General features: G+C 69.7%; 22 protein-coding genes. 12 read left to right on the top strand and 10 right to left on the bottom strand.

From position 1 onward, the window contains the following. Positions 1-10: 10 nt before the first annotated feature. Positions 11-715, bottom strand: a complete 705-nt coding sequence (locus tag ACSFA2_RS10325) for a fumarylacetoacetate hydrolase family protein (protein WP_435455236.1) — start codon at positions 713-715, stop codon at positions 11-13. Between the two features lie 65 nt (positions 716-780). Further along, positions 781-1,851 carry a gentisate 1,2-dioxygenase gene (gene gtdA / locus ACSFA2_RS10320; protein WP_435455235.1) on the bottom strand — a complete coding sequence of 357 codons (1,071 nt, stop codon included), beginning with the start codon at positions 1,849-1,851 and terminating at the stop codon, positions 781-783. A 144-nt stretch (positions 1,852-1,995) separates the two neighbouring features. Here gtdA and ACSFA2_RS10315 point away from each other — a divergent pair, with 144 nt between their 5' ends. Next, complete coding sequence (locus ACSFA2_RS10315) at positions 1,996-2,892, top strand: LysR family transcriptional regulator (protein WP_435455234.1); 897 nt, start codon at positions 1,996-1,998, stop codon at positions 2,890-2,892. Between the two features lie 17 nt (positions 2,893-2,909). Here ACSFA2_RS10315 and ACSFA2_RS10310 read toward each other — a convergent pair whose 3' ends face one another. Beyond that, the gene (locus ACSFA2_RS10310) at positions 2,910-3,881 is read right to left on the bottom strand and encodes a tripartite tricarboxylate transporter substrate-binding protein (RefSeq protein ID WP_435455233.1); all 972 of its coding nucleotides are present in this window, start codon (positions 3,879-3,881) and stop codon (positions 2,910-2,912) included. A gap of 48 nt (positions 3,882-3,929) precedes the next feature. Further along, positions 3,930-5,384, bottom strand: coding sequence for an amidase (locus ACSFA2_RS10305; protein ID WP_435455232.1), 1,455 nt, complete (start codon positions 5,382-5,384; stop codon positions 3,930-3,932). Between the two features lie 69 nt (positions 5,385-5,453). Here ACSFA2_RS10305 and ACSFA2_RS10300 point away from each other — a divergent pair, with 69 nt between their 5' ends. Continuing rightward, on the top strand, positions 5,454-6,377 hold the full coding sequence (locus ACSFA2_RS10300; protein WP_435455231.1) for a LysR family transcriptional regulator: 924 nt from the start codon (positions 5,454-5,456) through the stop codon (positions 6,375-6,377). Between the two features lie 30 nt (positions 6,378-6,407). Further along, entirely contained in the window at positions 6,408-6,881 is a 474-nt protein-coding gene (locus tag ACSFA2_RS10295; RefSeq protein ID WP_435455230.1) for an acyl-CoA thioesterase, read from the top strand. 3 nt (positions 6,882-6,884) lie between these two features. On the opposite strand, the gene fahA is transcribed toward ACSFA2_RS10295, so the two are convergent. The 3 genes from fahA to hmgA are packed head-to-tail and all read right to left on the bottom strand — an operon-like array spanning position 6,885 to position 10,506. Next, on the bottom strand, positions 6,885-8,159 hold the full coding sequence (gene fahA, locus ACSFA2_RS10290; protein WP_435455229.1) for a fumarylacetoacetase: 1,275 nt from the start codon (positions 8,157-8,159) through the stop codon (positions 6,885-6,887). 9 nt (positions 8,160-8,168) lie between these two features. Then, positions 8,169-9,155, bottom strand: coding sequence for a Bug family tripartite tricarboxylate transporter substrate binding protein (locus ACSFA2_RS10285; RefSeq protein ID WP_435455228.1), 987 nt, complete (start codon positions 9,153-9,155; stop codon positions 8,169-8,171). Positions 9,156-9,168: 13 nt separating this feature from the next. Continuing rightward, the gene (gene hmgA / locus ACSFA2_RS10280) at positions 9,169-10,506 is read right to left on the bottom strand and encodes a homogentisate 1,2-dioxygenase (RefSeq protein WP_435455227.1); all 1,338 of its coding nucleotides are present in this window, start codon (positions 10,504-10,506) and stop codon (positions 9,169-9,171) included. 145 nt (positions 10,507-10,651) lie between these two features. Between hmgA and ACSFA2_RS10275 the strand changes: the two genes are divergently transcribed. The 8 genes from ACSFA2_RS10275 (at position 10,652) to ACSFA2_RS10240 (ending at position 18,085) form a co-directional block, all read left to right on the top strand. Further along, positions 10,652-11,542 (top strand): IclR family transcriptional regulator, encoded by an 891-nt coding sequence (locus ACSFA2_RS10275; protein ID WP_435455226.1) that lies wholly within the window; start codon positions 10,652-10,654, stop codon positions 11,540-11,542. A 2-nt stretch (positions 11,543-11,544) separates the two neighbouring features. Further along, complete coding sequence (locus ACSFA2_RS10270) at positions 11,545-12,714, top strand: GGDEF domain-containing protein (protein ID WP_435455225.1); 1,170 nt, start codon at positions 11,545-11,547, stop codon at positions 12,712-12,714. Between the two features lie 45 nt (positions 12,715-12,759). Continuing rightward, positions 12,760-13,176, top strand: a complete 417-nt coding sequence (locus ACSFA2_RS10265; protein WP_435455224.1) for a hypothetical protein — start codon at positions 12,760-12,762, stop codon at positions 13,174-13,176. Between the two features lie 31 nt (positions 13,177-13,207). Beyond that, positions 13,208-13,690, top strand: a complete 483-nt coding sequence (locus tag ACSFA2_RS10260; protein ID WP_435455502.1) for a DUF6152 family protein — start codon at positions 13,208-13,210, stop codon at positions 13,688-13,690. Between the two features lie 137 nt (positions 13,691-13,827). After that, positions 13,828-14,871: a PDR/VanB family oxidoreductase gene (locus ACSFA2_RS10255; protein WP_435455223.1), complete on the top strand. Its 1,044-nt coding sequence runs from the start codon at positions 13,828-13,830 to the stop codon at positions 14,869-14,871. Positions 14,872-14,923: 52 nt separating this feature from the next. Next, positions 14,924-16,000, top strand: coding sequence for an acetamidase/formamidase family protein (locus ACSFA2_RS10250; protein WP_435455222.1), 1,077 nt, complete (start codon positions 14,924-14,926; stop codon positions 15,998-16,000). Between the two features lie 13 nt (positions 16,001-16,013). Continuing rightward, on the top strand, positions 16,014-16,922 hold the full coding sequence (locus tag ACSFA2_RS10245; RefSeq protein ID WP_435455221.1) for a LysR family transcriptional regulator: 909 nt from the start codon (positions 16,014-16,016) through the stop codon (positions 16,920-16,922). Positions 16,923-17,095: 173 nt separating this feature from the next. Continuing rightward, positions 17,096-18,085 carry an AraC family transcriptional regulator gene (locus ACSFA2_RS10240; RefSeq protein ID WP_435455220.1) on the top strand — a complete coding sequence of 330 codons (990 nt, stop codon included), beginning with the start codon at positions 17,096-17,098 and terminating at the stop codon, positions 18,083-18,085. A gap of 203 nt (positions 18,086-18,288) precedes the next feature. Here the strand turns inward: ACSFA2_RS10240 and ACSFA2_RS10235 are convergent, their stop codons facing one another. Beyond that, on the bottom strand, positions 18,289-18,912 hold the full coding sequence (locus ACSFA2_RS10235; RefSeq protein WP_435455219.1) for an NADPH-dependent F420 reductase: 624 nt from the start codon (positions 18,910-18,912) through the stop codon (positions 18,289-18,291). A gap of 301 nt (positions 18,913-19,213) precedes the next feature. Between ACSFA2_RS10235 and rbsK the strand changes: the two genes are divergently transcribed. Continuing rightward, entirely contained in the window at positions 19,214-20,134 is a 921-nt protein-coding gene (rbsK, locus tag ACSFA2_RS10230) for a ribokinase (RefSeq protein ID WP_435455218.1), read from the top strand. Here the strand turns inward: rbsK and ACSFA2_RS10225 are convergent. Then, positions 20,121-20,501 (bottom strand): hypothetical protein, encoded by a 381-nt coding sequence (locus tag ACSFA2_RS10225; RefSeq protein WP_435455217.1) that lies wholly within the window; start codon positions 20,499-20,501, stop codon positions 20,121-20,123. The two genes, rbsK and ACSFA2_RS10225, sit on opposite strands and share 14 nt — an antisense overlap. Positions 20,502-20,535: 34 nt before the next feature. Continuing rightward, positions 20,536-23,655: an efflux RND transporter permease subunit gene (locus ACSFA2_RS10220; protein ID WP_435455216.1), complete on the bottom strand. Its 3,120-nt coding sequence runs from the start codon at positions 23,653-23,655 to the stop codon at positions 20,536-20,538. Positions 23,656-23,661 lie beyond the last annotated feature (6 nt).

Genomic DNA, 23,661 nt, shown 5'->3' with positions numbered 1-23,661 from the left:
GCGTGGCGGCTCACGCGATGCGGACCGACAGCGACGGCAGCCCGTCGATGCGCGCCACCATCGACTGGCCGCGCTGCACCGCGCCCACGCCTTCGGGCGTGCCGGTGAAGATCAGGTCGCCGGGCTGCAGCGTGAAGAGCGTCGACAGGTTCGCGATGACCTCGTCGACCGACCAGATCAGGTGCGCGATGGTGGCTTGCTGGCGCACCGTGCCGTCGACCTCGAGCACGATGCCGGCGCTGTCGACACCGGGCGCATCGGCGCGGCGCACGATCGGCGCGATCGGTGCGGAAAAGTCGAAGGCCTTGCCCACTTCCCACGGCCGGCCTTGCTCGCGGGCAGCGATCTGCAGGTCGCGCCGCGTCATGTCGAGGCCCACCGCGTAGCCGAAGACATGCGAGGCGGCATCGGCCTGCGCGATGTCGCGGCCGCCCTGGCCGATGGCAACGACCAGCTCGGCCTCGTGGTGGTAGTTCTTCGTCAGCGGCGGGTAGGGCAGCGTGGCCGTCGCGCCTTCGGCCACCGGCACCACCGACGCATCGTCGTTCGGCTTGCAGAAGAAGAAGGGCGGCTCGCGCACCGGGTCGAAGCCCATCTCGCGGGCATGCGCCGCGTAGTTGCGGCCGACGCAGTAGACGCGGCGCACGGGGAAAAGATCGTCGCTGCCGACGATGGGCAGGCCGACGGTAGGGGGTGGGGTGAAGACATAGGGCATGGGAACTCCTGCCGCTCGCGGCGGCGCATGGTCGAGATGAAAAACCGAGGCCGAACCGCGCAGGCTCAGTCTTCGAGAAAGGCTTCGCGCAGCACACCCATGGCCTGCTGCACCGGACGATCGGAAAAGCTGAAGAGCACGACGTCGTCTGCGGCCACCAGCTTCAGTGGCGCCCACGAGGGCACGACGAAGGTGTCGCGCGGGCCGAAGTCAAAGCGCTGGCCGCCGATGTCGGCATGGCCGCGGCCTTCGACCACGCTGTACACCGCGCCATCGGTCATGCGATGCGTCTTGCCCACGAAGCCGCGTGGCAGCAGCTGCAGGTTCGTGGCGATGGTCGGCATCGGCGAGCCGCCGGTCAGCGGGTTGATGTAGCGCAGCTTGTGGCCCAGCCAGGCGTCGGGCGCTTCCTGGGTCTGCAGCTGCGCCAGCGCCTCGCGGCTGCGGGCATAGGGGTAGTTGAAGATGGGCGAGGTGGCGGAGGTGTGGTCGTGCCGCACCGGCACCATGTTGTGGCCGAAGCGCGCCAGGCTGTGGCCCTCGGGCCGGGCCACGTGCTGCACCTTGGCGTCGGCGTTCTCGGCAAAGCCGGCGTCGAAGAAGCGCACCATCGGGATGTCGAGGCCGTCGAGCCATACCACCGGCTCGCTGACACCTTCGATGCCCTCGTTGCCGTGGTCGTGCCAGGCCCACGAGGGCGTGATGATGAAGTCGCCCGGGTGCATCGTGGTGCGCTCGCCGCCGACCGTGGTGTACGCGCCCTTGCCGTCCACGATGAAGCGCAGCGCCGACTGCACGTGGCGGTGCGACGGCGCCACCTCGCCCGGCATGATGAGCTGGAGGCCGGCGTAGAGCGACTGCGTGATCGACGAGCGTCCGGGGATGGCCGGGTTCTCCAGCACCAGCACGCGGCGCACGGCCTCGTCGGCAGTGATGAGCTCGGCCGATTCCATCAGCAGCGGTCGGATGGCGTCGTAGCGCCAGAGCGCCGGCACACAGGGCGTCTGTGGCTCGCGCGGCACCAGCGCATGGAGCGACTCCCACAGGGGCGTGAGGTGCAGGGGCCGGATGCGCTCGTAGTAGGCGCGGCGCGCATCGGCGGCGGGCGGCATGGCGCGCAGGGTGGCGGTGTTCATGGATTGTCTCCAGGGGAGGATGGCCATCTGTCGGGCCTCGGTGCGCCATTCTTCGCCTGCCCCACTATGGAATCAAGCCCACCCGCCAATACCCTATATCGCTTTTTTTGATAATGGTGGCCCCGCCATCCACGGAGTTGCACCATGGCCAAGCTCGATCTCGACTGGATCGCCGTGTTCGACGCGGTCTACCAGACCGGCAGCGTGTCGAAGGCGGCCGACCGCCTGGGGCTGGCGCAGGCGGCGGCCAGCACCATGCTCAACAAGCTGCGCGCGCACTTCGACGACCGGCTGTTCACGCGCACCGCGCGCGGCATGCAGCCGACGCCGCATGCGGAGCGCATCCGCCCGCACCTGCGCGAGGCGCTGTCGCAACTGGAGGCCGCACGCGGCAGCCACGCGGCCTTTGACCCGGCGCGCGCGCAGCGCAGCTTCCGCATCTGCATGACGGACATCAGCGAGGTCGTGCTGCTGCCCGGCCTGCTCGACCACCTGCGCCGGGTGGCACCCGGCGTGCAGCTGGAGACGGAGATCGTCTCGACCGAGAGCGGCCGCCGGCTGGAGAACGGCGAGGTCGACCTGGCGGTGGGCTTCATGCCGCAGCTCGACGCCGGCTTCTACCAGCAGACCCTCTTCCTCCAGAACTTCGTCTGCCTGGTCGCGCAGAACCATCCACGCATCGGCGCTCGGCTCACGAAGAAGCGCTTCGAGACCGAGGCGCATGCGGTGATCTCGTCGTCGGGCACCGGCCATGCCATCGTCGACAAGACGCTGGCGCGGCTGGGCGTGCAGCGCCAGGTGGTGGCGCGGCTGTCGAGCTTTCTGAGCGTCGCGCGCATCGTGGCGCACACCGAGCTGATCGTCACCGTGCCGCGCGTGCTCGGCGAGGTGCTGGCGACGCAGGAACCGGTGCGGCTGATGGAGCTGCCCTTCGCCCTGCCCTCGTACGCGGTCAAGCAGCACTGGCATGAGCGCTTCCACGCGGAGGCGGGAAATGCGTGGCTGCGGCGCACGGTGGCGCAGCTCTTCGGGGGCGGTTGAGTGAACCCGCCCGGGGTTCAGTCCTCGCTCTTGAAGCCCGAGGCCTTCACGATCGGCTGCCAGTAGCTGCGCTCGTCCTGCAGGAGCTTGCGCACGTCGGCGCCCGGCAGGCCGCTGGCCTCGAGGCCGAGGCGGTCGAGCTGCGCGCGCACCTGCGTCGTCTTCACGGCCGCGACGAAGGCGGCCTCCAGCTTGGCCACCACGTCCCTGGGCGTGCCCGTGGGCACGAACGCCGCGTACGAGGCGTTGGCGCGGTCGAAGGCGTCGATGCCCGACTCCTTGATCGTCGGCACATCGGGCAGCCAGCTCAGGCGCCGGGTGCCCGCGACGCCGAGAATGCGCAGCTTGCCCCCGCGGTGCAGCTCGAGCTGGCTGGCGAGCGCGTCGGTGCCGATCGGCACATGGCCGCCGATGAGGTCTGCGGCCAGCGGCGCGCCGCCCTTGTAGGTGACGGCAGTGAGCGGCACGTCGATGGCCTTGGCCATCTGCAGCACGCTGAAGTGGAGCGCGCCGCCCAGGTTGGTCAGCCCGACGCCGCCATTGCCCGGGTTCTTCTTCACCCAGGCCAGGTACTCGCGCAGCGTCTTGTAGGGCTGCTCGGCGCCCACCGAAATGACGCTGGGCACATAGGCCAGATGCGCCACCGGGATGAAGTCGCGGTCGGCGTCGTAGTTCAGCCGCGCGTAGGTCATGGGGAAGAGCACGAAGGGCGGCGTCGACCCGAGAAGGATGGTGCGGCCGTCCGGGCGTGCAGCCTTCACCGCCTCGATCGCGATGCGTGTCGAGGCGCCCGGCCGGTTCTCCACCAGCACCGGCTCCTTGAGCGTGACGCGCAGTTCCTCGGCCACGGAGCGCGCCAGGTTGTCGAGCGCACCGCCCGGTGGGAAGCCGACGATGAGGCGCAGGGGCGCGGCGGTGTCGGCGTGGGCGAACGCGCTGGCCAGCGCGCACGACGCGCCGAACAGCAATGCAGAAAGGATTCGGTTCATGGTGAGGGGCTCCAGTGGAACGGACGTGGAAGACGCGACTGCGATCGCTCAGAAGGCCAGCGTGGGCAAGGGACGGGAGGGCCGGTGCGCCGCCTCGAACAGCGCCGCGGCCTGCAGCAGCTGCGCGTCGTCGCGGAAGCGCCCGACGAGCTGCATGCCGATCGGCAGACCGTCGCGGTCCGCGCCGCAGGGCAGGCTGATCGCCGGATGGCCGGTGAGGTTGAAGGGCATCAGCCACGGGAACCAGTTCGGGCGGACCTCGGCGTAGGTCTGGCCGTCGATGTCGAGGCTGCCGAACAGGTCCTGGTCGATCGGCAGCGCGGTGCGCGACAAGGTCGGCGTGAAGAGGAAGTCGTGGTCTTCGAACTTCGCCTGAATCTGGCGAAACAGCTGGGTGCGCTGGAACATCGCCTGCTGGAAGGCCACGCCGTCGACATGCTCGGCCAACGCCAGTTGCTGCAGCAGCGACGGGCTCAGTTGGTCGCCGTGGGCCTGCACCAGCGGGCCGAAGCGCCCGCGCCAGCTCGTGTGGTTGATGACGCGCCAGACGGGCTCGATGTCGAAGCCTTCACCCGACATCGCCACCAGCTCGGCGCCCAGCGCATGCAAGGTGACGAGGGACGCTTCGAACGCGGCCTGCACATCGGCGGCGATCGGCCGGCCCGCGGGCGTGGCGCGAAAGAGGACGCGGCGACCCCGCAGGTCGCCCATCGCGCGCAAATCGTCGGCATAGCGCTGTGCCGGCACGCCCACGGACCACGGGTCGGATGCATGCGCGCCGGTCATGGCCTGCAGCATGAGCGCCGTGTCGGCCACGTTGCGGGTGGTGGGCGTGACGTAGGTGTAGTTGCCGAAGGCGTCCTGTACCTGGCTGTGGGGCACCACGCCCAGGCTCTGCTTCAGGCCGACCACGCCGTTGCAGGCCGCCGGGATGCGGGTCGAGCCGCCACCATCGGTGGCGATGGCGAGCGGCGCGATGCCGGCGGCCATCGCCACCGCGGCACCGCCGCTGGAGCCGCCGCTGGTCCGCAGCGGGCTCCATGCATTGCGGGTGCGGCCGAACAGCGGCGCGTCGGTCAGGCACTTGGCACCGAACTCGGACGTGGTGGTCTTGCCGATCAGGATGCCGCCCGCCTGCCGCAGCCGCGCCACGGCCACCGCATCGTGCTCGGGCACATGGTCGCGGTGCAGCACCGAGCCGTAGGTCGTGCGCACGCCGGCGGTATCGACCAGGTCCTTGGCGGTGAAGGGAATGCCGTGGAGCAGGCCGAGCGGCTCGCCGCGCAGGACGGCCGCTTCGGCCTCGCGCGCCTGCTGCAGGGCCTGTTCGTGGCAGAGGGTGATGAAGCAGTTCAGCTGCGGCTGCAGCGCATCGGCGCGGCGCAGCACGGCCTCGGTGACCTCGACCGGCGAGAGTTCGCCTCGGGCGATGCGCTGGCGCATCTCGGTGGCGGACATCGCGCAGAGGTCGGCGCCCGGGAGCGGTGGCAACAAATCGGTCATGCGCAAATGATTGCTGCGCCGCAATATGCCGTCCAATACTGTTTTACCGAAAACGCATATGGAATCCGTATGGCATCCGTGGACCTGAAGAGTCTTCGCTACTTCGTGGCGGTGGCCGAGGAGCGCAGCATCGGCCAGGCGGCGCGGCGCCTCAGCATGGCGCAGCCACCGCTGTCGGTACAGATCAAGAACCTCGAGAAGGCGCTGGGCACGTCCCTTTTCCGGCGCACGGCGCGCGGCATGGAGATCACCGACGCAGGCCAGGCGCTGTTCAGCCGGGCCAAGGAAGCGCTGCTGCTCGCCAGCGAAGGCGTCGACGCCGCGCGGGCCATCGGTTCGGGCCGGCGCGGGCGGCTGACGGTCGGGACCATGATCGTCCTGTCCTACCTCGTGCTGCCCCGCCTGGTCGACGCGCTCCGGCAACGGCTGCCGGATGTCGAGATCCAGTTCGCGGAACTGAACGCCGCGAACAAGGTGTCGGCCCTGGTCGATTCGAAGGTGACGATGGCGCTGTGCATCCCGCCGATCGTCCACCCGGGCATCACGGTGGAACGCATCGGCAGCCAGCCGCTGATGCTGGTCGTGCGGGCCGATTCGCCGCTCGCGCGGCTGTCGCGTGTGCCGATCGCGCGCCTGTCGGGCGAGCCCCTCATCGGTCTGCCGGTACCGGCCGGCGACACCGACCAATCGGTGGTGGCGTCGCTGCTGCGCCGGCACGAGGTCAGCATGCCGATCGCGCACCGCGTCGAGACCACCGTGTCGGCGCTGGCGCTGGTGCTCGCGGGCAAGGGCTGCGCGATCCTGCCGGCCTGCGCACAGATCGGCAAACCGCCGGGCGTGGTGTTCAGGCGCTTTCGCGATGTCGAAGCGACGATGGACATCGCCGCCTGCTGGCGCAGCGACTGGGACAGCCCGCTGATCGAACCCTTCCTGGCGTGCGCGCGAGCGGCGCTGCGCGAGGCCGATGCAGCGTCAGGCCTTGCCCGCACATAATCCGCTTCTCCGCCCCACGAAAAACCCGCCATGTCTTCCATCACCCTGCGCTTCCTGGCCGAACCCAGCACCGTCAATTTCGGCGGCAAGGTCCATGGCGGCACCGTCATGAAGTGGATCGACGAGGCGGGGTACGCCTGTGCCACGAGCTGGTCGAAGCGCTACTGCGTGACCGTGTTCATCGGCAGCATCCGCTTCCACCGGCCGATCATGATCGGCGACCTGGTGGAGGTCGAAGCGCGCCTGGTCTACACCGGCCGCACCAGCATGAACATCTCGGTGGAAGTGCGCAGCGGCGACATGAAGGGCGGCGGCATGCACAAGACGACCGAATGCCTGATCGTCTTCGTCTCGGTCGATTCACATGGCCAGCCGCTGCCGGTCGACGGCTTCACGCCGGCCACGCCGGGCGAGATGGCGCTGGCCGAACGCGCGCGGGCGCACCTCGATGCGAGCCGCGCTGCGGGCGCTTCGGCGCCGGCCCCCGCGCCCTCCGACGACTGAAGCTCAGGCGGCCGGGAGCACGGTGCCGCTCACCTCGCCCAGCCCGATACGCACTGCGCCGTCGCGTTCACAGTAGCCGCGCAGCGTCAGCGTGTCGCCGTCTTCCAGAAAGGTGCGCTTCTCGCCGTTGGGCAGCGTCATCGGCTGCTTGCCGCCCAGCGTGATCTCCAGCAGCGAGCCGGCTTCTTCCAGCGTCGGGCCCGACAGCGTGCCCGAGCCCAGCAGGTCGCCGGGCTGCAGGTTGCAGCCGTTGACCGTGTGGTGCGTGACCAGCTGCGCGGCCGTCCAGTAGGCGGCCTGCGTGGTGGTGCCGCGCGTGAGGCGCGTGGCGGGCTCGCCGGCCTCGCGCATCTTGGCGGTCTGCAGCCAGACCTCGAGCGTGATGGCCAGCGCGCCGCTGTCACGGTTGGCCGGTGAATCGAGATACGGCATCGGCTGCGGATCGCCCGCGGGCCGCTCGAACTTCGCGCGGAAGGGCGCGAGCGCTTCCATCGTGACGATCCAGGGCGACAGCGTGGACGCGAAGTTTTTCGCGAGGAAGGGGCCGAGCGGCTGGTATTCCCAGGCCTGCAGGTCGCGCGCCGACCAGTCGTTGAGCAGCGTCACGCCGAACAGGTGCTGCTCGGCGTCGCCGATGGCGATGGGCGTGCCCAGGTCGTTGCCGCGGCCGATGAGGAAGCCCAGCTCGAGCTCGTAGTCGAGCCGCTTGGACGGGCCGAACGATGGCACCTCGGCATCGGGCGCCTTGGTCTGGCCCTGGGGGCGCTTGAAGCGCTGACCGCTCACGCCGATCGACGAGGCACGGCCGTGGTAGCCGATGGGCACCCACTTGTAGTTGGGCATCAGCGGCTGATCGGGGCGGAACAGCTTGCCGACGGTGGTCGCGTGGTGGATGCCGGTGTAGAAGTCGGTGTAGTCGCCGATGCGGCAGGGCAGCGCCATCTCGACCGACGCCTGCGCATACAGCGCGATCTCCCACTCGCCCTTCTTCGGGCTCCCCTCCTGCAGGCCTTCGGACAGTGCCGTGCGCAGCGCCGCGCGCTCCGCGGGCGTCGCGGCCATCAAGAGGTTCATGTCGGCATGGTCGACCACCTTGGCGGCCTTCAGGTCGAGCACCTGGTCGCCGATGGCCACGCCGATGCGGAAGGGCTCGTCGGTGCCGGCCGGCCGGAAGCGGCCGAAGGGCAGGTTCTGCACCGGGAAGTCGTTGCCCGCGGCGTTGGCGGATTCAACCCAGCTGCGCAGCTGGGGGTCGTGGGTGGCGTTGCGTGTGGTCATGGGGTTCTTTCAGTCTGCGGTCATGCCGGCCTTCTTGGCGACGTCACCGAGGCGTTGGTATTCGGATTGGGTGAGCTTCGCCAGCGCTTCGGCCGACGAGCCGCGCGGCGTGAAGCCGGCCTGCGTGAGCTTGTCCTTCACGTCGGGCAGCGCGAGCGCTTCGGTGAAGGCATCGTTCAGCGCCTTGACGATCGGGGCCGGCAGGTGGGCCGGGCCGTACACGCCGAACCACGGGTCGAGCGCGTAGCCCTTCAGGCCCGTCTCGGCGATGGTCGGCACGTCGGGCAGCGACGGTGAACGCGCCGGGCCGGCCACCGCCAGCGCGCGCAGCTTGCCGGCCTGGATGTGCGGCAGCGACGCGGGCAGGTTGTCGAACATCACGCCGATGGTGTTGCCCAGCATGTCGTTGATGGCCGGGCCGCTGCCCTTGTAGGCAACGTGCGTGAGCTCGGTGCCGGTCATCTGCGCGAACATCACGCCGGCCAGGTTCATCGAGGTACCGGCGCCTGCGGTGGCGTAGGGCAGGCCGGGCGCCTTCTTGGCGGCGGCGATCAGGTCGGCCACGCTCTTGATGGGCGAGGTTGCCGGCACTTCGAGCACGATGGTCGAGGTGCCGAGCAGGCTGATGGCGGTGAAGTCCTTGCGCGGGTCGAAGGCCATCGACTTGTAGATGTGCGGGTTGAGCGCGTTGGTCGAGATGGCGCCGAAGCCGATCGTGTAGCCATCGGGCGCGGCCTTGGCCACCGCGTCCATGCCGATGTTGCCGCCGGCACCGCCGCGGTTCTCGATGATGACGGGCTGGCCGAGCTTCTCGGACACCTTCTGGCCCACCGTGCGCGCCACCAGGTCGGTGGTGCCGCCGGCGGTGTAAGGGACGATGAAGCGGATCGGCTTGCTCGGATAGTCGGCGGCCTGCGCGGTAGCGAGGGTCAGGCCGAATGCGGCGGTGGCGACGAGCGCGGCGAAGCGCGCGCGGCGGGACGGATTCAAGCGCATGTCTCTTGTCTTTCTACTTTTGGAACTGATCCTTGAGGCCGGCCCAGCAGTCGGCATAGTCTTCGTCCAGCGCGGGGCTCTGCATCGCGAAGGGCGTCGGCACGAAACGGTAACGGCTCTCGAACATGAAGGCCAGCGTGTTGTCGAGCTTGCGCGGCTGCAGCTCGCCATGGCTCGCCTTCTCGAAGGCTTCCTCGTCCGGGCCGTGCGGCACCATCGGGTTGTGCAGGCTGGCGCCGCCGGGCTTGAAGCCGCCGGGCTTGGCGTCGTATTCGCCGTACACCAGGCCCATGAACTCGCTCATGAGGTTGCGGTGATACCACGGCGGACGGAAGGTGTCTTCCATCACCAGCCAGCGCGGCGGGAAGATCACGAAGTCGCAGTTGGCCGTGCCGGGCGTGTCGCTCGGCGAGGTGAGCACGGTGAAGATCGACGGGTCCGGGTGGTCGAAGCTGATCGAGCCGATGGTCATGAAGTTGACCGTGTCGTACTTCACCGGCGCCAGGTTGCCGTGCCACGCGACCACGTTGAAGGGCGACTGCTTCATCGGCGCGCGCCAGAAGCGGCCGCCGTATTTTTTGACGACCTCGTAGACGCCCTCGCCGCCTTCGATCTCTTCGTAGGCCGCCACCGGCGCCTGGAAGTCGCGTGCGTTGGCCAGGCCGTTGGAGCCGATCGGGCCGAGCTCGGGCAGGCGGAACTGTGCGCCGTAGTTCTCGCAGACGTAGCCGCGCGACACGCCCGCACCCGCTTCCGAATCCGGCAAGGCGACCTTGAAAGCCACGCCGCGCGGCAGCAGCGCGATCTCACCCGGCTTCACCTCGAGCACGCCCATCTCGGTCGTGATGCGCAACCGGCCCTGCTGCGGCACCAGCAGCATCTCGCCGTCGGCGTTGACGAAGGCGCGGCGCGCCATCGAGCGGCCGGCCAGGTACACGTGCGCCGCCACGCCGGCCTGCATCTCGGCGTCGCCGTTGGCGGCCAGCGTGTGCATGCCGTCGACGAAGTCGGTGGTCTCGGCCGATGCCTCGAACGGGATCGGATGCCAGCGCAGCGGCTCGGGCGCCACCGCCATGTCACGGTCGGCGCCGGTCGTCCACAGCGGCTGCGCATAAGGCTGGTAGCGGCCCGACACCACCGAGGGCTGGCGGCGGTACAGCCAGCTGCGGCGGTTGGTGTGGCGCGGCGCGGTGAAGGCGGTGCCGGAGATCAGCTCGGGGTAGAGGTCGAAGGGCGCGCGCTGCGGGCTGTTGCGGCCTTGCGGCAGCGCGCCGGGGACGGCCTCGCTGGCGTACTCGTTGCCGAAGCCGTGCTGGTAGCGCAGGGCGGTGTCGGTCGGCGTGGTGCTCATCGTCGTGTCTCCATCTGTCTTTGCCAGGAAATTCGTCTAATCCAAATTCGTTCGCCCTTAGCGAATTTTTGCAGTGTAGTGCCGGCGTCGGTTCATGTCTAATCCGTTCTTCATCCACGAACAAACCGCGGCAGAAGCGGGACCGATGGCCAGCAGCAGCAAAAGCAGCGTCAGCACACGGGAAAGCCCCGCCCAGCGCGGCATCCAGAGCATCGAGGTCGGCGGCCAGTTGCTGCGGGCGCTGGTGCACCACGGCCGTCCGATGGCGCTGAAGGACCTGGCGCGCGAAGCCGACATGACGGCCGCCAAGGCGCACCCGTACATGGTGAGCTTCGGCCGGCTCGGCCTCATCGAGCAGGACGGCGCCAGCGGCCACTATCGGCTCGGGCCGCTCGCCTTGCAACTGGGGTTGATCGGCCTGCAGCAGGCCGACCCGGTGCACATCGCCACGCCGCTGATGGCGCCGCTGGCCGAGCAGATCGGCCAGACCGTCGGCCTGGCCGTGTGGGGCGCGCGCGGCGCGACCATGGTGCACATCGCCGAGGCGCCCTCGCCCGTGCACGTGAGCCTGCGGCACGGCACCGTCTTCTCGCTCACGCGCACCGCATCGGGCCGGCTGTTCGCGGCCTACCTGCCGCCCGCCGAGGTGCGCCGGATGCTGGAGGACGAACGCCGCCGCGAGAAGCAGCGCAAGGCCGACGCGCCCGCCCAGGCCGGCTTGCCGCCGGTGCAGCCGCTGCCGTCGTGGAGCGCGTTCGAGGCGCAGCTGGACGAGGTGCGTGCGCACGGCGCGAGCCGGTCGGAGAACGAGGTGATCCCCGGCGTCAGCGCCATGGCCGCGCCGGTGTTCGACCACACCGGCGCCATCGTGCTGGCCGTGACCGCGATCGGCCCGTCGGGCATCTTCGACACCCGCTGGGCCGGGTCGGTGGCGACGGCGCTCGTGCGCTGCGCACGGCAGGTGTCCGACCGGCTCGGCACGCCGGCGCCGGCGTCTCGCCGGCCGTCGACCCTGGCGGTCGACGCCGAGGAATAGCCATGCCCGCTTCCCGTCCGAACGTGCCGCGCCCGAGCCTCGTCGACGACGGCGCCGAGCTCCCGCTGGCCTGCAAGCGCCAGCGCCTGCTCGACGTCGCGAAACGCTCTCGCAGCGGCCTGTTTCTGTACCCGCTGTTCTGGCTGGTGATCGCGCATGTCTATGCGTATGCGTCCACCCATCCGGTGTTTACGCTCATTGCCGCGATGTGCCTGGTCGCCGGGGCAGCCGGTCGGTACGAGCTGGAGCGGCGGCTCGCGCGTTTCGCAAGCCATGACTTCCGCCTGGCGCAACGAAGCTTCGCCTGGGCGTCGTGGATCTTCCAGGGGTATTGGGGCCTGCTGTGCGCGTACATCTTGGGCACGGCCGAGAGTGAGCCGATGCGCTGGTCGATGCTGATGGCCACCATCGGCCTCACCGCTGGCGCCAGTGCCATCATGGCCATCGACGCGCCGCTGGCACGCTGGTACGCGCCCCTGCTGCTCGGCCCCACCTGCGTCGTGCTGGCTTTACGGGGCGGCTATGCGAACTGGGCGCTGGCGAGCGTCTTCGTGCTGTTCTTCTTCTACGCCCTCAAGATCATCGCGCTGGTGTCGGGCGACTACGAGGCGCGGCAGCGCGCGCACGTGCTGCTCGAACGGCGCGCGGAGGAGCTCGACACGGCCCACGAGGCCATGCGCCGGCTGGCCACGTACGATGATCTGACCGGCCTGATGAACCGACGCCACATGACGCTGCTGCTCCATCTGCAGGCGGAGGCCCACCGCAACGGCGGCGACGCCTTCTCGATCGCGCTGATCGACCTCGACCATTTCAAGCAGATCAACGACGCATGGAGCCACGCCGTCGGCGACGAGGCGCTGCTGGGCTTCGCCGACATCGCCCGCCGCGTGCTGCACGACACCGACATCATCGCGCGCTGGGGCGGCGAGGAATTCCTGATCCTGCTGCCGCACACGCCCGACCGCACGGCCGAAGCCAGCCTCGAGCGCCTGCGCCGGCAGTTGGCCGACACCCAGATCGCCCCCGGCGTGCCGGGGCTGCGCCTGAATTTCTCCGCCGGCATCAGCGAGCACCGCGTGGACGAGGCCATCGAACAGGCGATCGACCGGGCCGACCGGGGCCTGTACCAGGCCAAGGCCGGCGGGCGCGGGCGGACGGAGCGGGTGTAGGGACTGGCCGCGCTGCGCGATTCACGACCACCGAAAGGCCCACCCATGTTCAGCGAACTCCGCGCCCACGTCTGGGCCTATCCCGCGCTCGAAGTGGTCCACATCGTCGGCATCGCCCTGCTGCTGGGCAACCTGCTGGCGCTCGAAATCCGCGTCTGGGGCGGCGCCGCGGCCTTGCCGGTGAAGGCGCTGGCGCGGCTGTCGCTCGGCATCGCGCTGGGCGGCTTCGCGCTGGCCGCCGCCAGCGGGCTGCTCCTGTTCGCCACCCAGCCGGCCGAACTGCTCGCCAACCGCAGCTTCCTGCTGAAGATGGGCCTGCTCGCCGCCGCCGGCTGCAATGCCGCGTGGTTCCACGGCCGCGGCTCGCTGGAAAAACTCGACCTGGTGGCGCGGGTTCAGATGTTGGTGTCCACTGCCATCTGGCTCGGCGTCGTCGTCTGCGGACGCTGGATCGCCTACTGATTTCCAACCCTCCAGGAGTGCTGCCATGCCGATGTCCCGCCGCCGCTTCGTCCTCGCCACTGCCGCCGCTTCGGCGACACCTCTTGCACTGCCGACCGCGTGGGCCCACCACGGCTGGAGCAGCTTCGACCAGGACCGGCCGATCTACCTCGAAGGCAAGGTGTTCAGCAGCAAGTGGCAGAACCCGCACGCCGAGCTGCTGATCGACCTGAGCCCCGGCCTGGCGCTGCCCGCCGACCTCAAGCAGCGCCCGCTGCCGGCGCAAAGCGCCGGCGTCGACGGCCCCGCCCTGCTGGCCAAGGCCGTGTTGCCCAAACGCAAGGACCGCCGCTGGGAACTGGAACTGGCGCCGCTCACGCGCATGTCCGCGTGGAACGTGGCCGAGATCAAGGCAGGCGATTCGGTCTCGGCGGTGGGCTTCACCTTCAAGGACGAGGCGGGGGAAGCCGTGATGCGGGTGGAGTACCTGTTCGTGGGCGGGAAGACGTATGGGCTGAGGTCGAGCCCGGCGTGAGCGCATAGCGCCGGTGCAACCTGTCGGTCGCCGAAGCCGGCATCAAGCCCCCGTGCACCCACGCGCAAGACACCCTGAAGCGGCGTCCCTAGGATCACCTCACCGTGATCCAAGCGACCTTCCAGCCCCTTCACCGCATGTCTTCTGCGCCCCTCGTCCAGCGCCCTGCTGACGTCCTCCCCGCCTCCCTGATCGATCCGAGCCAGTGGTTCGCGCTGCAGGTGATGGGTCGGCGCCACGAGACGCGTGACATCGTCGTGTTCGACCTGATGGTGGCCGATGGCGCGACGCTGCCGGCCTTCACGGCCGGTGCGCACCTCGAGGTGAAGGTCGGCGGGTTGATCCGCCACTACTCGCTGTGCAACTCGCCGGCGGACCGCGCGCACTACCGCATCGCGGTGCAGCGAGAGACGGCCGGGCGCGGCGGCTCGGTGCTGCTGTGCGACACGGTCGGCCCCGGCGACACGCTGGCGGTGCGCGGCCCCTTCAACCACTTCGCGCTGCAGCTACCCGCCGCGCAGCCGCCGCTGCTGCTGGCCGGCGGCATCGGCGTGACGCCGGTGTTGTGCATGGCGCTGGAACTGACCGCCGCGGGGCTCGACTTCGAGCTGCATTTCAGCGGTCGCTCGCTGGAGCACATGGCCTTCCTGCCGCTGCTGCGCTCGGGCGTGTTCGGCCACCGCGTGCACCTGTACGCCGACGACGGCCGGGGCGTGGCGCCGATGGACCTGCCGACGCTGCTGGGCAGCGGCAAGCCGGGGCGCCACCTGTACGTGTGCGGGCCGGGCGGGATGATCGATGCGGCCGACCGCATCGCGCGAGAACAAGGCTGGGCCGGCGACCACATCCACTTCGAGCGCTTCGGCGCGCCGGCCACCCAGCCGCCTGGCACCGCGACCGACGGCGAAACCTTCGAGGCCTTCGAGGTCGAGATCGCCTCCACCGGGCAACGCATTCCGATCGCGGCCGACCAGAGCATCGTGCACGCGCTGGCCGCGGCCGGCGTGCACATCCCGATGTCGTGCGAGGTCGGTGTGTGCGGCAGCTGCCGCACCCGCGTGCTGGCCGGCGTGCCCGACCACCGCGACCTGCTGCTGAGCCCCGAGGAGCAGGCCGCGAACACCGAGTTCACGCCGTGCTGCTCGCGCTCGAAGACCCCCTTGCTCGTGCTCGATCTCTGAACCGCGCACGCGCGACCCCTCTTCTCTTTCACCACACGTCACGAGCACCACGATGGCCCTGATCTGCGAACACAACCAACGCCGCGCCCCTGTCGAACCCACCGCCCTGCACACGCTGCGCGCCACACCGCAGAACGTGCACTGGGGTTACTTCGACCCGGCCCAGGCACCGGCCCTGACGGTGAAGAGCGGCGACCTGGTGGTCGCCGAGGCCATCACGCACCACGCGGGCGACGCACCCGCGCTGATGATGGACGACGCGGTGTGGAAGATCTTCAAGGAGATTCCCGAGGAGGACCGCAACCCCGGCGTGCACATCATGACGGGGCCGATCTTCGTCGAGGGCGCCAAGCCGGGCGACATGCTGGAGGTGCGCTACCACCGCATGACGCCGCGCAACAACTACGGCTCCAACCTCGCGGCCAACTGGGGCTATCTGTACAAGGAGTTCGACGAGAAGGAACGCGTGACCATCTACGAGCTGGACCCCAACTCGAACAACGCGCGCGCCCTGTACGCCTACGACTTCCCCGGCAAGTACCTGGTGCCGGGCACCGTCACCGAATGCCCGGTGTGCGACCGGCAGGAGGCGCTCAAGGGCGTGCGCGTGCCGGTGCGGCCCCACCTGGGCACGGCCGGCGTGGCACCCGACGTGCACGGCCGCGTGAGCACCATCCCGCCGGGCCTGCACGGCGGCAACATCGACAACTGGCGCATCGGCGCCGGCGCGACCATGTACTACCCGGTGCAGGTCGACGGCGCGCTGTTCTCCATCGGCGACCCGCACGTGTCGCAGGGCGACGGCGAGATCAGCGGCACCGCCATCGAGAGCTCGCTCAACGTGACGATGCAGATCATCCTGCGCAAGGATTTCTTCTTCCCCTCGCCACTGCTGGAGACCGACGACTCCTTCATCGTGCACGGCTTCGACCCCGACCTGAACGTGGCCACGCGCAACGCCGCGCTCGACATGCTCAAGCTGCTCAACGAGCACCACGGCCTGTCGCGCAACGACAGCTATTCGCTCATGAGCGTGGCGGCCGACTTCGGCGTGACGCAGGTGGTCGACGCCACGCAGGGCGCACACGTGCGCATCCCGCGCAACATCTTCCCGCCGAAGGGCTTCTGAACGCACACGCCCGATGAGCAGCAACAGGCTGCGCGAGATCGAGTGCTTCGTCTCGGTCGCGGAGTCGGGCAGCTTCGTGCGCGCGGCCGACGCCATCGGCGTGTCGAAGACGGCGGTCTCGCGCAGCGTGATCGAGCTGGAGCAGCGCCTGGGGGCGCGCCTGTTCCAGCGCAGCACGCGCCGCGTGTCGCTCACGCCGGCGGGCACGCTGTACCTGGCCCGCTGCAAGCACATCGTGCAGGCGCTGGACGAGGCCGACGAACTGGTGGCCGGTGATGCGCAGCAGCCCGCAGGCCTGCTGCGCGTGCAGGCGCCGATGAGCTTCGGCACGCAGCACCTGGCGCCGCTCTGGCCGCAGCTGCTGGCACGCCATCCGGGGCTGCGGCTGGACGTGCACCTGAGCGACGCACTGCTCGACCTGAACGACGAGCGCTTCGACCTGGCCGTGCGCATCTCCGACCGCCAGCACCCCTCCTTCATCAGCCGGCCGCTCGGGAGCACGCGGCTGATCGCCTGCGCGGCACCGGCCTACCTGGCACGGCACGGCGAGCCGATGCACCCGGACGAACTCGCGGACCGCGCCGTCATCGGCTACACCTATGCCGCGGAAGGCGACGTCTGGCACTTCGACAGTGACCGAGGCCCGATCGCGGTGCGCACGCAGGCCCGGCTGTGCGCCAACAACGGCGACACCTGCCTGGCGGCGGCACGCGCGGGGCTCGGCATCGTCATGCAGCCGAGCTTCCTGCTGGCCGACAGCCTGCGGTGCGGCGAACTGGTGCCGGTGCTGCAGCGCTACCCGCTGCGCAGCGTGGGCATCCACGCGGTGTACCCGAGCCGGCGCCAGCTGCCGATGAAGGTGCGCGTGGCCATCGACTTCCTGGTCGAGTCCCTGGCCGGTGCCGACTGGCTCGCGCGCTGAGCCGTCGTCTCTCTTTGTGCACACCCGCGCGCCGCCGGACCGGCTGAAAGCGCACGAACTCTTGCCATTTCGCGAATTCGCGCCCCGGTGGCCGGGAAATTGCTCTGTGCCTTGACGCAAGTCGAAGACGGGGTGCGCCGCACCTTTTCAGAAGCAGCCACCGGAGGTTCATCGTGAACGCATGGAATTTCTCGACCAACGCCTACATCCAGGGCGAGCGCCCCCGCGTGTGGCAGCAGGCCCTCTCGCGCCTGCACCTGCCCACCGTCGACCAGCCGGATGCCGGCGTGCACGGCGACGTGGCCAGCCTGGTGTCGCCGCAGGGCATCGAGTTCGCCCGCATGAGCGCGTCGCCGCAGACCATCTCGGGGCGCTCGGGCGAGCAGCCCTTCTCGGTGTGGCTGTCGATCCTGATGGAAGGCCGCTTCGCCTTCGGCGGTGGCAAGGGCGAACCCGTGATCGACCTGACGCCGGGCGACATCATCTACGGGCCCACCGGCGTCGATTCCACGCTCACGCTCAAGAGCGACTTCCGCATGCTCTACGTGAAGATCCCGCAACTGATGCTGCACCCGCGCCTCATCAACCTGGGCTCGCTGCGCACCGGCACGCTCTCGGGCCACAAGGCGATCAACCGCATCTTCGCGGGCATGCTCACGTCGGTGGCCGAGAACATGGAAGAACTCGACGCCGCCGAGCTGCGCCCCATCGAGCTCGCACTGACCGAGTTCGTGGTGGTGAGCCTGGCCGGCAGCACGGCGGTGCAGGCCTTCGGCAGCACCGCGCGGCTGGTGCACTACCAGCGCATCTGCCAGTCGATCGAGAACCAGCTGGGCGACCCGGAACTCAGCGTCGGCAAGATCGCCGCCGAGCAGCACGCGTCGCTGCGCTACATCCAGAAGCTCTTCGAAGCCGCCGGCCACAGCTTCGGGCAGTACCTGCGCCAGCGCCGGCTGGAGCGCTGCCGCTCCGACCTGCAGAGCACGCTGCACCGCCACCTGTCGATCTCCGACATTTGCTTCCGCTGGGGCTTCAGCGACCCGGCGCATTTCAGCCGCACCTTCCGCGCCGAATTCGGCACCACGCCGCGGGCGTACCGGCAGGCGCAGTTGGGGATCACGGAGAACGAGTCGGCCGAGGCGGCGGAGGCGTTGCACGCCTGAACCGCGCGCGTCCACCAAAAACCCGGTCGAGCCGCGTTTCGCTTTCAGGGCCGGTGATCGGCCCCGGCGTCCGCGGGTCTCAGAACGTGTGAAGGAACCGTCGCGAGCGCCCCGAGCTTGCGTCGAGGACCGGAGCCGCACTCGCGTGCAGTGAGGACCACAGATGCGAGATCGGGGGGCGCAGCAGGTTCATTCGCACGTTCTCAGCGCGTGAGCCAGACCGGCGCGATCTGCGTGCCCAGGCCGGCGCCGTAGCCGAAGTAGATGTTCAGGCCGGCCACCGGCTCGAGGTAGCGCGCGTTCTTCAGGCCGCCGGCGTCGACGGCGTCGAAACCGATGCTCTCGATCAGCGCCTTGACCGTGTCCTTGGCCTTCGGCTCGTCGCCGGCGAAAAACACGCTGCCCTTGAATTCGCCGAAGCCCGCGCCCTGGTGCATGACCTGCGCGAACAGCGTGTTGAAGGCCTTCACGACGTACGCCGTGGGCGCGGCCTTGGCGATCTCTTCGGCGGCCGAGGTGCTGAAGCCGACGGTCAGGCCCATGTAGTCGGCGGTCAGCGGGTTCGAGACGTCGACGATGACCTTGCCCTTCAGGTCGCCCAGCGCGGCGAGCGCGTCCGGGGCCTGGTCGTAGGGCACGGCCAGCACGACGACTTCGACGTCCTTGGCGGCCTCGGCCATCGGCAGCACCTTGGCACCGAGGGCTTCGGCCACGGCCTGGGCCTTGTCGAGCGACCGGCCGGTCAGCGTCACGCTGTGGCCTGCCTGGACGAATTGCTTGGCGAGGCCGGAGCCGACGTTGCCGTAGCCGACGATGGTGAGCGTCATGGAGATGTCCTTGAAATGTGAGGTGAAAGCGTTGGCGATGAAAGCGCCGCGAGCGATGCGGCACGGGTCGCAAGATAGCCAGAAGGACGGTCGCGATAAACGCCGCGCAGCGCGACGACTGTCCCGGCCGACGGGACAATCGATGCGCGCGGCACCCATGCATCGCGCAGGGCCCAGGCGCGACGCGCGGTTGCGCGGGTCTCGCCTCGCGCCATGCCCGTCGACTCCCGACGGCGCAGCCCAGAGGCGGTGCACCTCCACACAAGTTCCCGCGCCGACACGCTCCCTACACTGTCACGCCATGCCCTCTTCCAACGACGCCCGGGTCCTCGTCATCGGCAGCCTCAACATGGACCTGGTGGCGCGCGTGCCGCACCTGCCGGCACCGGGCGAGACCTTGGCCAGTGAAGGCTTCGCCACCGTCGCCGGCGGCAAGGGCGCCAACCAGGCCGTGGCCGCGGCGCGGCTGGGTGCGCGCACCGCGATGGTCGGCTGCGTGGGCGACGACACGCACGGCCGCCTGCTGCGCGACGGCCTGCGGCACGAAGGCATCGACCTGCGCGCATTGCGCACGCATGCCACGCAACCCACCGGCATGGCGCTGATCGCGGTCGACCGTGCGAGCCGCAACCACATCGTGCTGGTGCCCGGCGCCAACGACACGCTGGGCAGCGCCGACCTCGACGCGGCCGAGATGTTGCTGGCGCACGCCGCCGTCGTCGTCTGCCAGCTCGAAGTGCCGATGCTCACCGTGCAGCAGGCGCTGCAGCGCGCCCAGGCCGCGGGCAAGACCACCGTGCTGAACCCGGCGCCCGCGCAACCGCTCGATGCAGCGCTGCTGGCGCAGGTCGACTGGCTGGTGCCGAACGAGGTCGAGGCCTCGATGCTCAGCGGCATCGCGGTGACGGACATCTCCTCGGCACAGCAGGCGGCTGCGGTGCTGCTGGCGAGGGGCTGCGTGCACGTGCTGATCACGCTCGGCGCGCAGGGCGTGCTGCATGCGCACGCCGGTGGCACGCAGCACCACCCCGCGCCCGCGGTCGAAGCGGTCGACACCACGGCTGCCGGCGACACCTTCATCGGCGGCTTCGCGGCGCAGCTGGCCGCAGGCGCTCCAGCGGCCGAGGCGATCCGCTTCGGCCAGGCCGCCGCGGCGCTGTCGGTCACGCGCCGCGGGGCGCAGACGTCGATCCCGACGCTGCGCGAGATCAGCGCAGCGTGAAGCGCGCGGTCGACGCCGGCTTGCCGTCGATCCGCACCACCACCACCGCCTTGGTGCCGGCTGCGGTCTTGAAGCTGCCGGTGGCCTCGAGCCTGTCGCCGGCCGGCTTGAGTTCGACGTCCTGCTTGTCGATGCCGGCCAGCAGCGTGAGCTTGGCGCTGGCCTTGGCCACGTCGGCCGGCTTGCCGTGGTCGCGCAGGTAGAGCTGCACCACGCCGGGCTTGGCGACGAGTTCGTAGTCCATGTCCTTGACCTCGGTGACCACGCCGCCGTGCAGCGGGGTGTGGGCGTGTTCGTCGCCATGCGCGAGGGCCGTGCCGGCGGTAGCGACAAGGGATGCGGCGAGAAGAAGGGAACGCAACGTCATGAAAGACTCCTTGGAAAAATGAGGGAAGAACAGCTCACAGCGCTTCGGCGCTGTCGTCGTCGGCCAGCCGCTGCGCCGCCTTGCGGCCGAACAGCCAGAACATCGCGGGCGTGAGGAAGGTGTCGAGCAGCGTCGAGCTGATGAGGCCGGAGAAGATCACCACGGCCACCGGGTGCAGCACCTCGGTGCCGGGCTGCTCGGCCTCGAACAGCAGCGGCGCCAGCGCGAAGGCGGTGACCAGCGCGGTCATCAGCACCGGCGCCAGCCGCTCGAGCGAGCCGCGCACGATCATCGGCACGCCGAAGGCCTCGCCCTCGTAGCGCATCAGGTTGACGTAGTGGCTCACCTTCAGGATGCCGTTGCGCACCGAGACGCCGGCCAGCGTGATGAAGCCCACGAGCGCCGCCACCGACAGCGGCTGGCCCGACAGCCACAGGCCGAGCACCGCGCCGACCAGCGCGAGCGGGATGTTGGCCATGATGAGCGCCGACAGCACCATCGACCGGTAGCGGCTGTAGAGCACCACGGCCATCAGCGCCAGCGAGACCAGCGACAGCACCCCGATCAGGCGCGATGCCTCTTCCTGCGCCTGGAACTGGCCGCCCAGCGTGATGAAGGTGCCCTCGGGCAACGGCGTCGCCGCCACGGCCGCACGAATGTCGGCCACCACGTCCGACAGCGGCCTGCCCTGCGCGTTGGCCGAGAGCACGATGCGGCGCTTGCCGTCGTCGCGGCTGATCTGGTTGGGGCCGTCGCCGTCCTCGATGCTGGCGATCTTCGACAGCGGCACGCGGCCGGTCGGCGTGTCGATCAGGATCTGGCCGAGGCCTTCGATCGAGCGCGCCGTCTCGGGCAGGCGCACCACCAGCGCGAAGCGGCGGTTGCCCTCGACGATCTGCGCCACCTTCTCGCCTTCGACCAGGCTCTGCAGCGTGGCGAGCACCTGCGGCGCCGGCACGCCGTAGCGCGCCGCGGCGGCGTAGTCGATGCGCACCTTGATCTGCGGCGCCAGCACCTGCTTCTCGATCTCCAGGTCGGCCAGCCCGGGGATGGCCGCGAGCTTCGCGCGCAGGGCGTCGGCCTGGCCGCGCAGCACGTCGAGGTCTTCGCCGAAGATCTTGATCGCGATCTGCGAGCGCACGCCCGAGAGCATGTGGTCGATGCGGTGCGAGATCGGCTGTCCCACGCCGACGGACGCCGGCAGGTTCACGAGCCGCGCGCGGATGTCGGCGCCGATGTCGTCCATCGAGCGCGTGAGTTCGGCGGTGGGCTTGAGGCCGACATCGAGCTCGCTCACGTGCACGCCCTCGGCATGCTCGTCGAGTTCGGCGCGTCCGCTGCGCCGGCCGACGTGCGTCACCTCGGGCACCTGCTTGACCAGCACCTCGGCCTGGCGCGCGAGCGCCGCGCTCTCGGCCAGCGTCACGCCCGGATTCAGGCGCAGGCCGATCAGCAGCGTGCCTTCGTTGAAGGGCGGCAGGAAGGTCGTCGGGAAGAACGGCACCGCCGCACCCGCGACCAGCACCGCCGCGCCCGCCGCGACCAGCGCCGCCTTGGGCCGCGCCAGCACCGACTGCAGCCCGCTGCGGTAGCCGTCCTTCAGCCATGCCAGCACCTTCGTGTCGCCATGCTCGAGCCGCTTCATCTTCGGCAGCAGGTAATAGCTCAGCACCGGCGTGACCGTGACCGACACCACCAGCGAGGCCAGCGTCGACACGATGAAGGCGATGCCCAGCGGCACGAAGAGCTTGCCCTCCAGCCCCGGCAGCGCGAACAGCGGGATGAACACCAGCACGATGATCACCGTCGCATAGAGGATGCCCGAGCGCACCTCCATCGACGCCTTGGCCACCAGCGCCAGCAGGTTCATGCGCTGCGCGGCCGGCTTGGCGCGGTCTTCCTTCAGGCGGCGCAGGATGTTCTCCACGTCGACAACCGCGTCGTCCACCAGCCCGCCGATGGCGATGGCCAGGCCACCGAGCGTCATGGTGTTGATCGACAGGCCGAACCAGCGGAACACCAGCGCGGTGATGAAGATCGACACCGGGATCGCGACCAGCGCGATCACCGTCGGCCGGATCGTGCCGAGGAAGAAGAACAAGATCACCGCGACGAACACCGACGCGCCGATCAGCTTGCCCTGCAGCGTGGTGATCGATGCCTCGATGAAGCTGGCCTGCCGGAAGGTGACCTGCGGCGCTTCCATCCCCGCGGGCAGCGAGGCCTTGAGGCCGGCGAGCGCGTCCTCGATCGACCGCGTGAGCGCGATGGTGTCGGCCGTCGGCTGCTTCTGGATGCCGAGGATGACCGCCGGCTTGCCCTCGAAGCCGGCGTCGCCGCGCTTGATGGCCGCCGCGAAGCTGACCTCGGCGATCTGCCGCAGCAGGATCGGCTGGCCGCCCTTCGCCGTCAGCGCCAGGTTCTTCAGGTCATCGAGGCGCGAAGTGCGGCCCAGGTGGCGGATGAGGTACTCGCGCCCGTTGAGTTCGAGGAAGCCGCCCGAGGTGTTGCCCGAGAAGCCCTTGAGTGCGGCCTCGAGCTGCTCGTGCGCGATGCCCAGGTCGCCCATGCGCACCGTGTCGGGCTGCACCTGGAACTGCCGCACCTCGCCGCCGATCGGGATCACCTGCGCCACGCCCTGCACCGACAGGAGACGCGGCCGCAGCACCCAGTCGGCGTACTCGCGCACCGCCATCGGCGTCACCTTGGCGGTGTCGATCGGGATCGCGATCTGCATGATCTCGCCCATGATCGAACTCACCGGCCCCATGCGCGGCGTGATGCCGTCGGCCATGCCCTCTTCCATCGAACCGAGCCGCTCGGCCACCAGCTGGCGCGCGCGGTAGATGTCGGTCGACCAGTCGAAGGTGACGTAGAGGAAGGACAGCCCGGCCGACGAGACCGAGCGCACCGACTCCACGCCGGGCAGCCCGTTCATCGTGGTTTCGAGCGGCAGCGTGATGAGCTGCTCCACCTCTTCCGGCGCCATGCCGCCGGCTTCGGTGACGATGGTCACGGTGGGTTTGTTGAGGTCGGGGAACACGTCCACCGGCATGCGTGACAGCGTGAAGGCGCCGTAGCCCATGAGCACCACGCCGGCGATGAGCACCAGCAGCCGGTTGACCAGGCTGAAGTCGAGTAGCCACTTGAACATCGTGCG

Origin of the sequence: Variovorax cryoconiti (genome assembly GCF_051216395.1) — a bacterium.
In the GTDB taxonomy this organism is placed as follows: Bacteria; Pseudomonadota; Gammaproteobacteria; order Burkholderiales; family Burkholderiaceae_C; genus Variovorax.
The sequence above is the reverse complement of the archived record's forward strand: the minus strand, read 5'-3'. Positions and strand labels throughout refer to the sequence as shown.

Bases quoted from the DNA above. Each gene is read 5' to 3' on its own strand.
- ACSFA2_RS10260 (WP_435455502.1), top strand. From the start codon at position 13,208: ATGTCCCGCCGCCGCTTCGTCCTCGCCACTGCCGCCGCTTCGGCGACA.
- ACSFA2_RS10255 (WP_435455223.1), top strand. From the start codon at position 13,828: ATGTCTTCTGCGCCCCTCGTCCAGCGCCCTGCTGACGTCCTCCCCGCC.
- ACSFA2_RS10220 (WP_435455216.1), bottom strand. From the start codon at position 23,655: ATGTTCAAGTGGCTACTCGACTTCAGCCTGGTCAACCGGCTGCTGGTG.
- fahA (WP_435455229.1), bottom strand. From the start codon at position 8,159: ATGACCACACGCAACGCCACCCACGACCCCCAGCTGCGCAGCTGGGTT.
- rbsK (WP_435455218.1), top strand. From the start codon at position 19,214: ATGCCCTCTTCCAACGACGCCCGGGTCCTCGTCATCGGCAGCCTCAAC.
- ACSFA2_RS10305 (WP_435455232.1), bottom strand. From the start codon at position 5,384: ATGACCGATTTGTTGCCACCGCTCCCGGGCGCCGACCTCTGCGCGATG.
- ACSFA2_RS10250 (WP_435455222.1), top strand. From the start codon at position 14,924: ATGGCCCTGATCTGCGAACACAACCAACGCCGCGCCCCTGTCGAACCC.
- ACSFA2_RS10325 (WP_435455236.1), bottom strand. From the start codon at position 715: ATGCCCTATGTCTTCACCCCACCCCCTACCGTCGGCCTGCCCATCGTC.
- ACSFA2_RS10300 (WP_435455231.1), top strand. From the start codon at position 5,454: ATGGCATCCGTGGACCTGAAGAGTCTTCGCTACTTCGTGGCGGTGGCC.
- ACSFA2_RS10225 (WP_435455217.1), bottom strand. From the start codon at position 20,501: ATGACGTTGCGTTCCCTTCTTCTCGCCGCATCCCTTGTCGCTACCGCC.
- ACSFA2_RS10235 (WP_435455219.1), bottom strand. From the start codon at position 18,912: ATGACGCTCACCATCGTCGGCTACGGCAACGTCGGCTCCGGCCTCGCC.
- hmgA (WP_435455227.1), bottom strand. From the start codon at position 10,506: ATGAGCACCACGCCGACCGACACCGCCCTGCGCTACCAGCACGGCTTC.
- ACSFA2_RS10285 (WP_435455228.1), bottom strand. From the start codon at position 9,155: ATGCGCTTGAATCCGTCCCGCCGCGCGCGCTTCGCCGCGCTCGTCGCC.
- ACSFA2_RS10295 (WP_435455230.1), top strand. From the start codon at position 6,408: ATGTCTTCCATCACCCTGCGCTTCCTGGCCGAACCCAGCACCGTCAAT.
- ACSFA2_RS10310 (WP_435455233.1), bottom strand. From the start codon at position 3,881: ATGAACCGAATCCTTTCTGCATTGCTGTTCGGCGCGTCGTGCGCGCTG.
- ACSFA2_RS10315 (WP_435455234.1), top strand. From the start codon at position 1,996: ATGGCCAAGCTCGATCTCGACTGGATCGCCGTGTTCGACGCGGTCTAC.
- ACSFA2_RS10270 (WP_435455225.1), top strand. From the start codon at position 11,545: ATGCCCGCTTCCCGTCCGAACGTGCCGCGCCCGAGCCTCGTCGACGAC.
- ACSFA2_RS10275 (WP_435455226.1), top strand. From the start codon at position 10,652: ATGGCCAGCAGCAGCAAAAGCAGCGTCAGCACACGGGAAAGCCCCGCC.
- ACSFA2_RS10265 (WP_435455224.1), top strand. From the start codon at position 12,760: ATGTTCAGCGAACTCCGCGCCCACGTCTGGGCCTATCCCGCGCTCGAA.
- gtdA (WP_435455235.1), bottom strand. From the start codon at position 1,851: ATGAACACCGCCACCCTGCGCGCCATGCCGCCCGCCGCCGATGCGCGC.
- ACSFA2_RS10245 (WP_435455221.1), top strand. From the start codon at position 16,014: ATGAGCAGCAACAGGCTGCGCGAGATCGAGTGCTTCGTCTCGGTCGCG.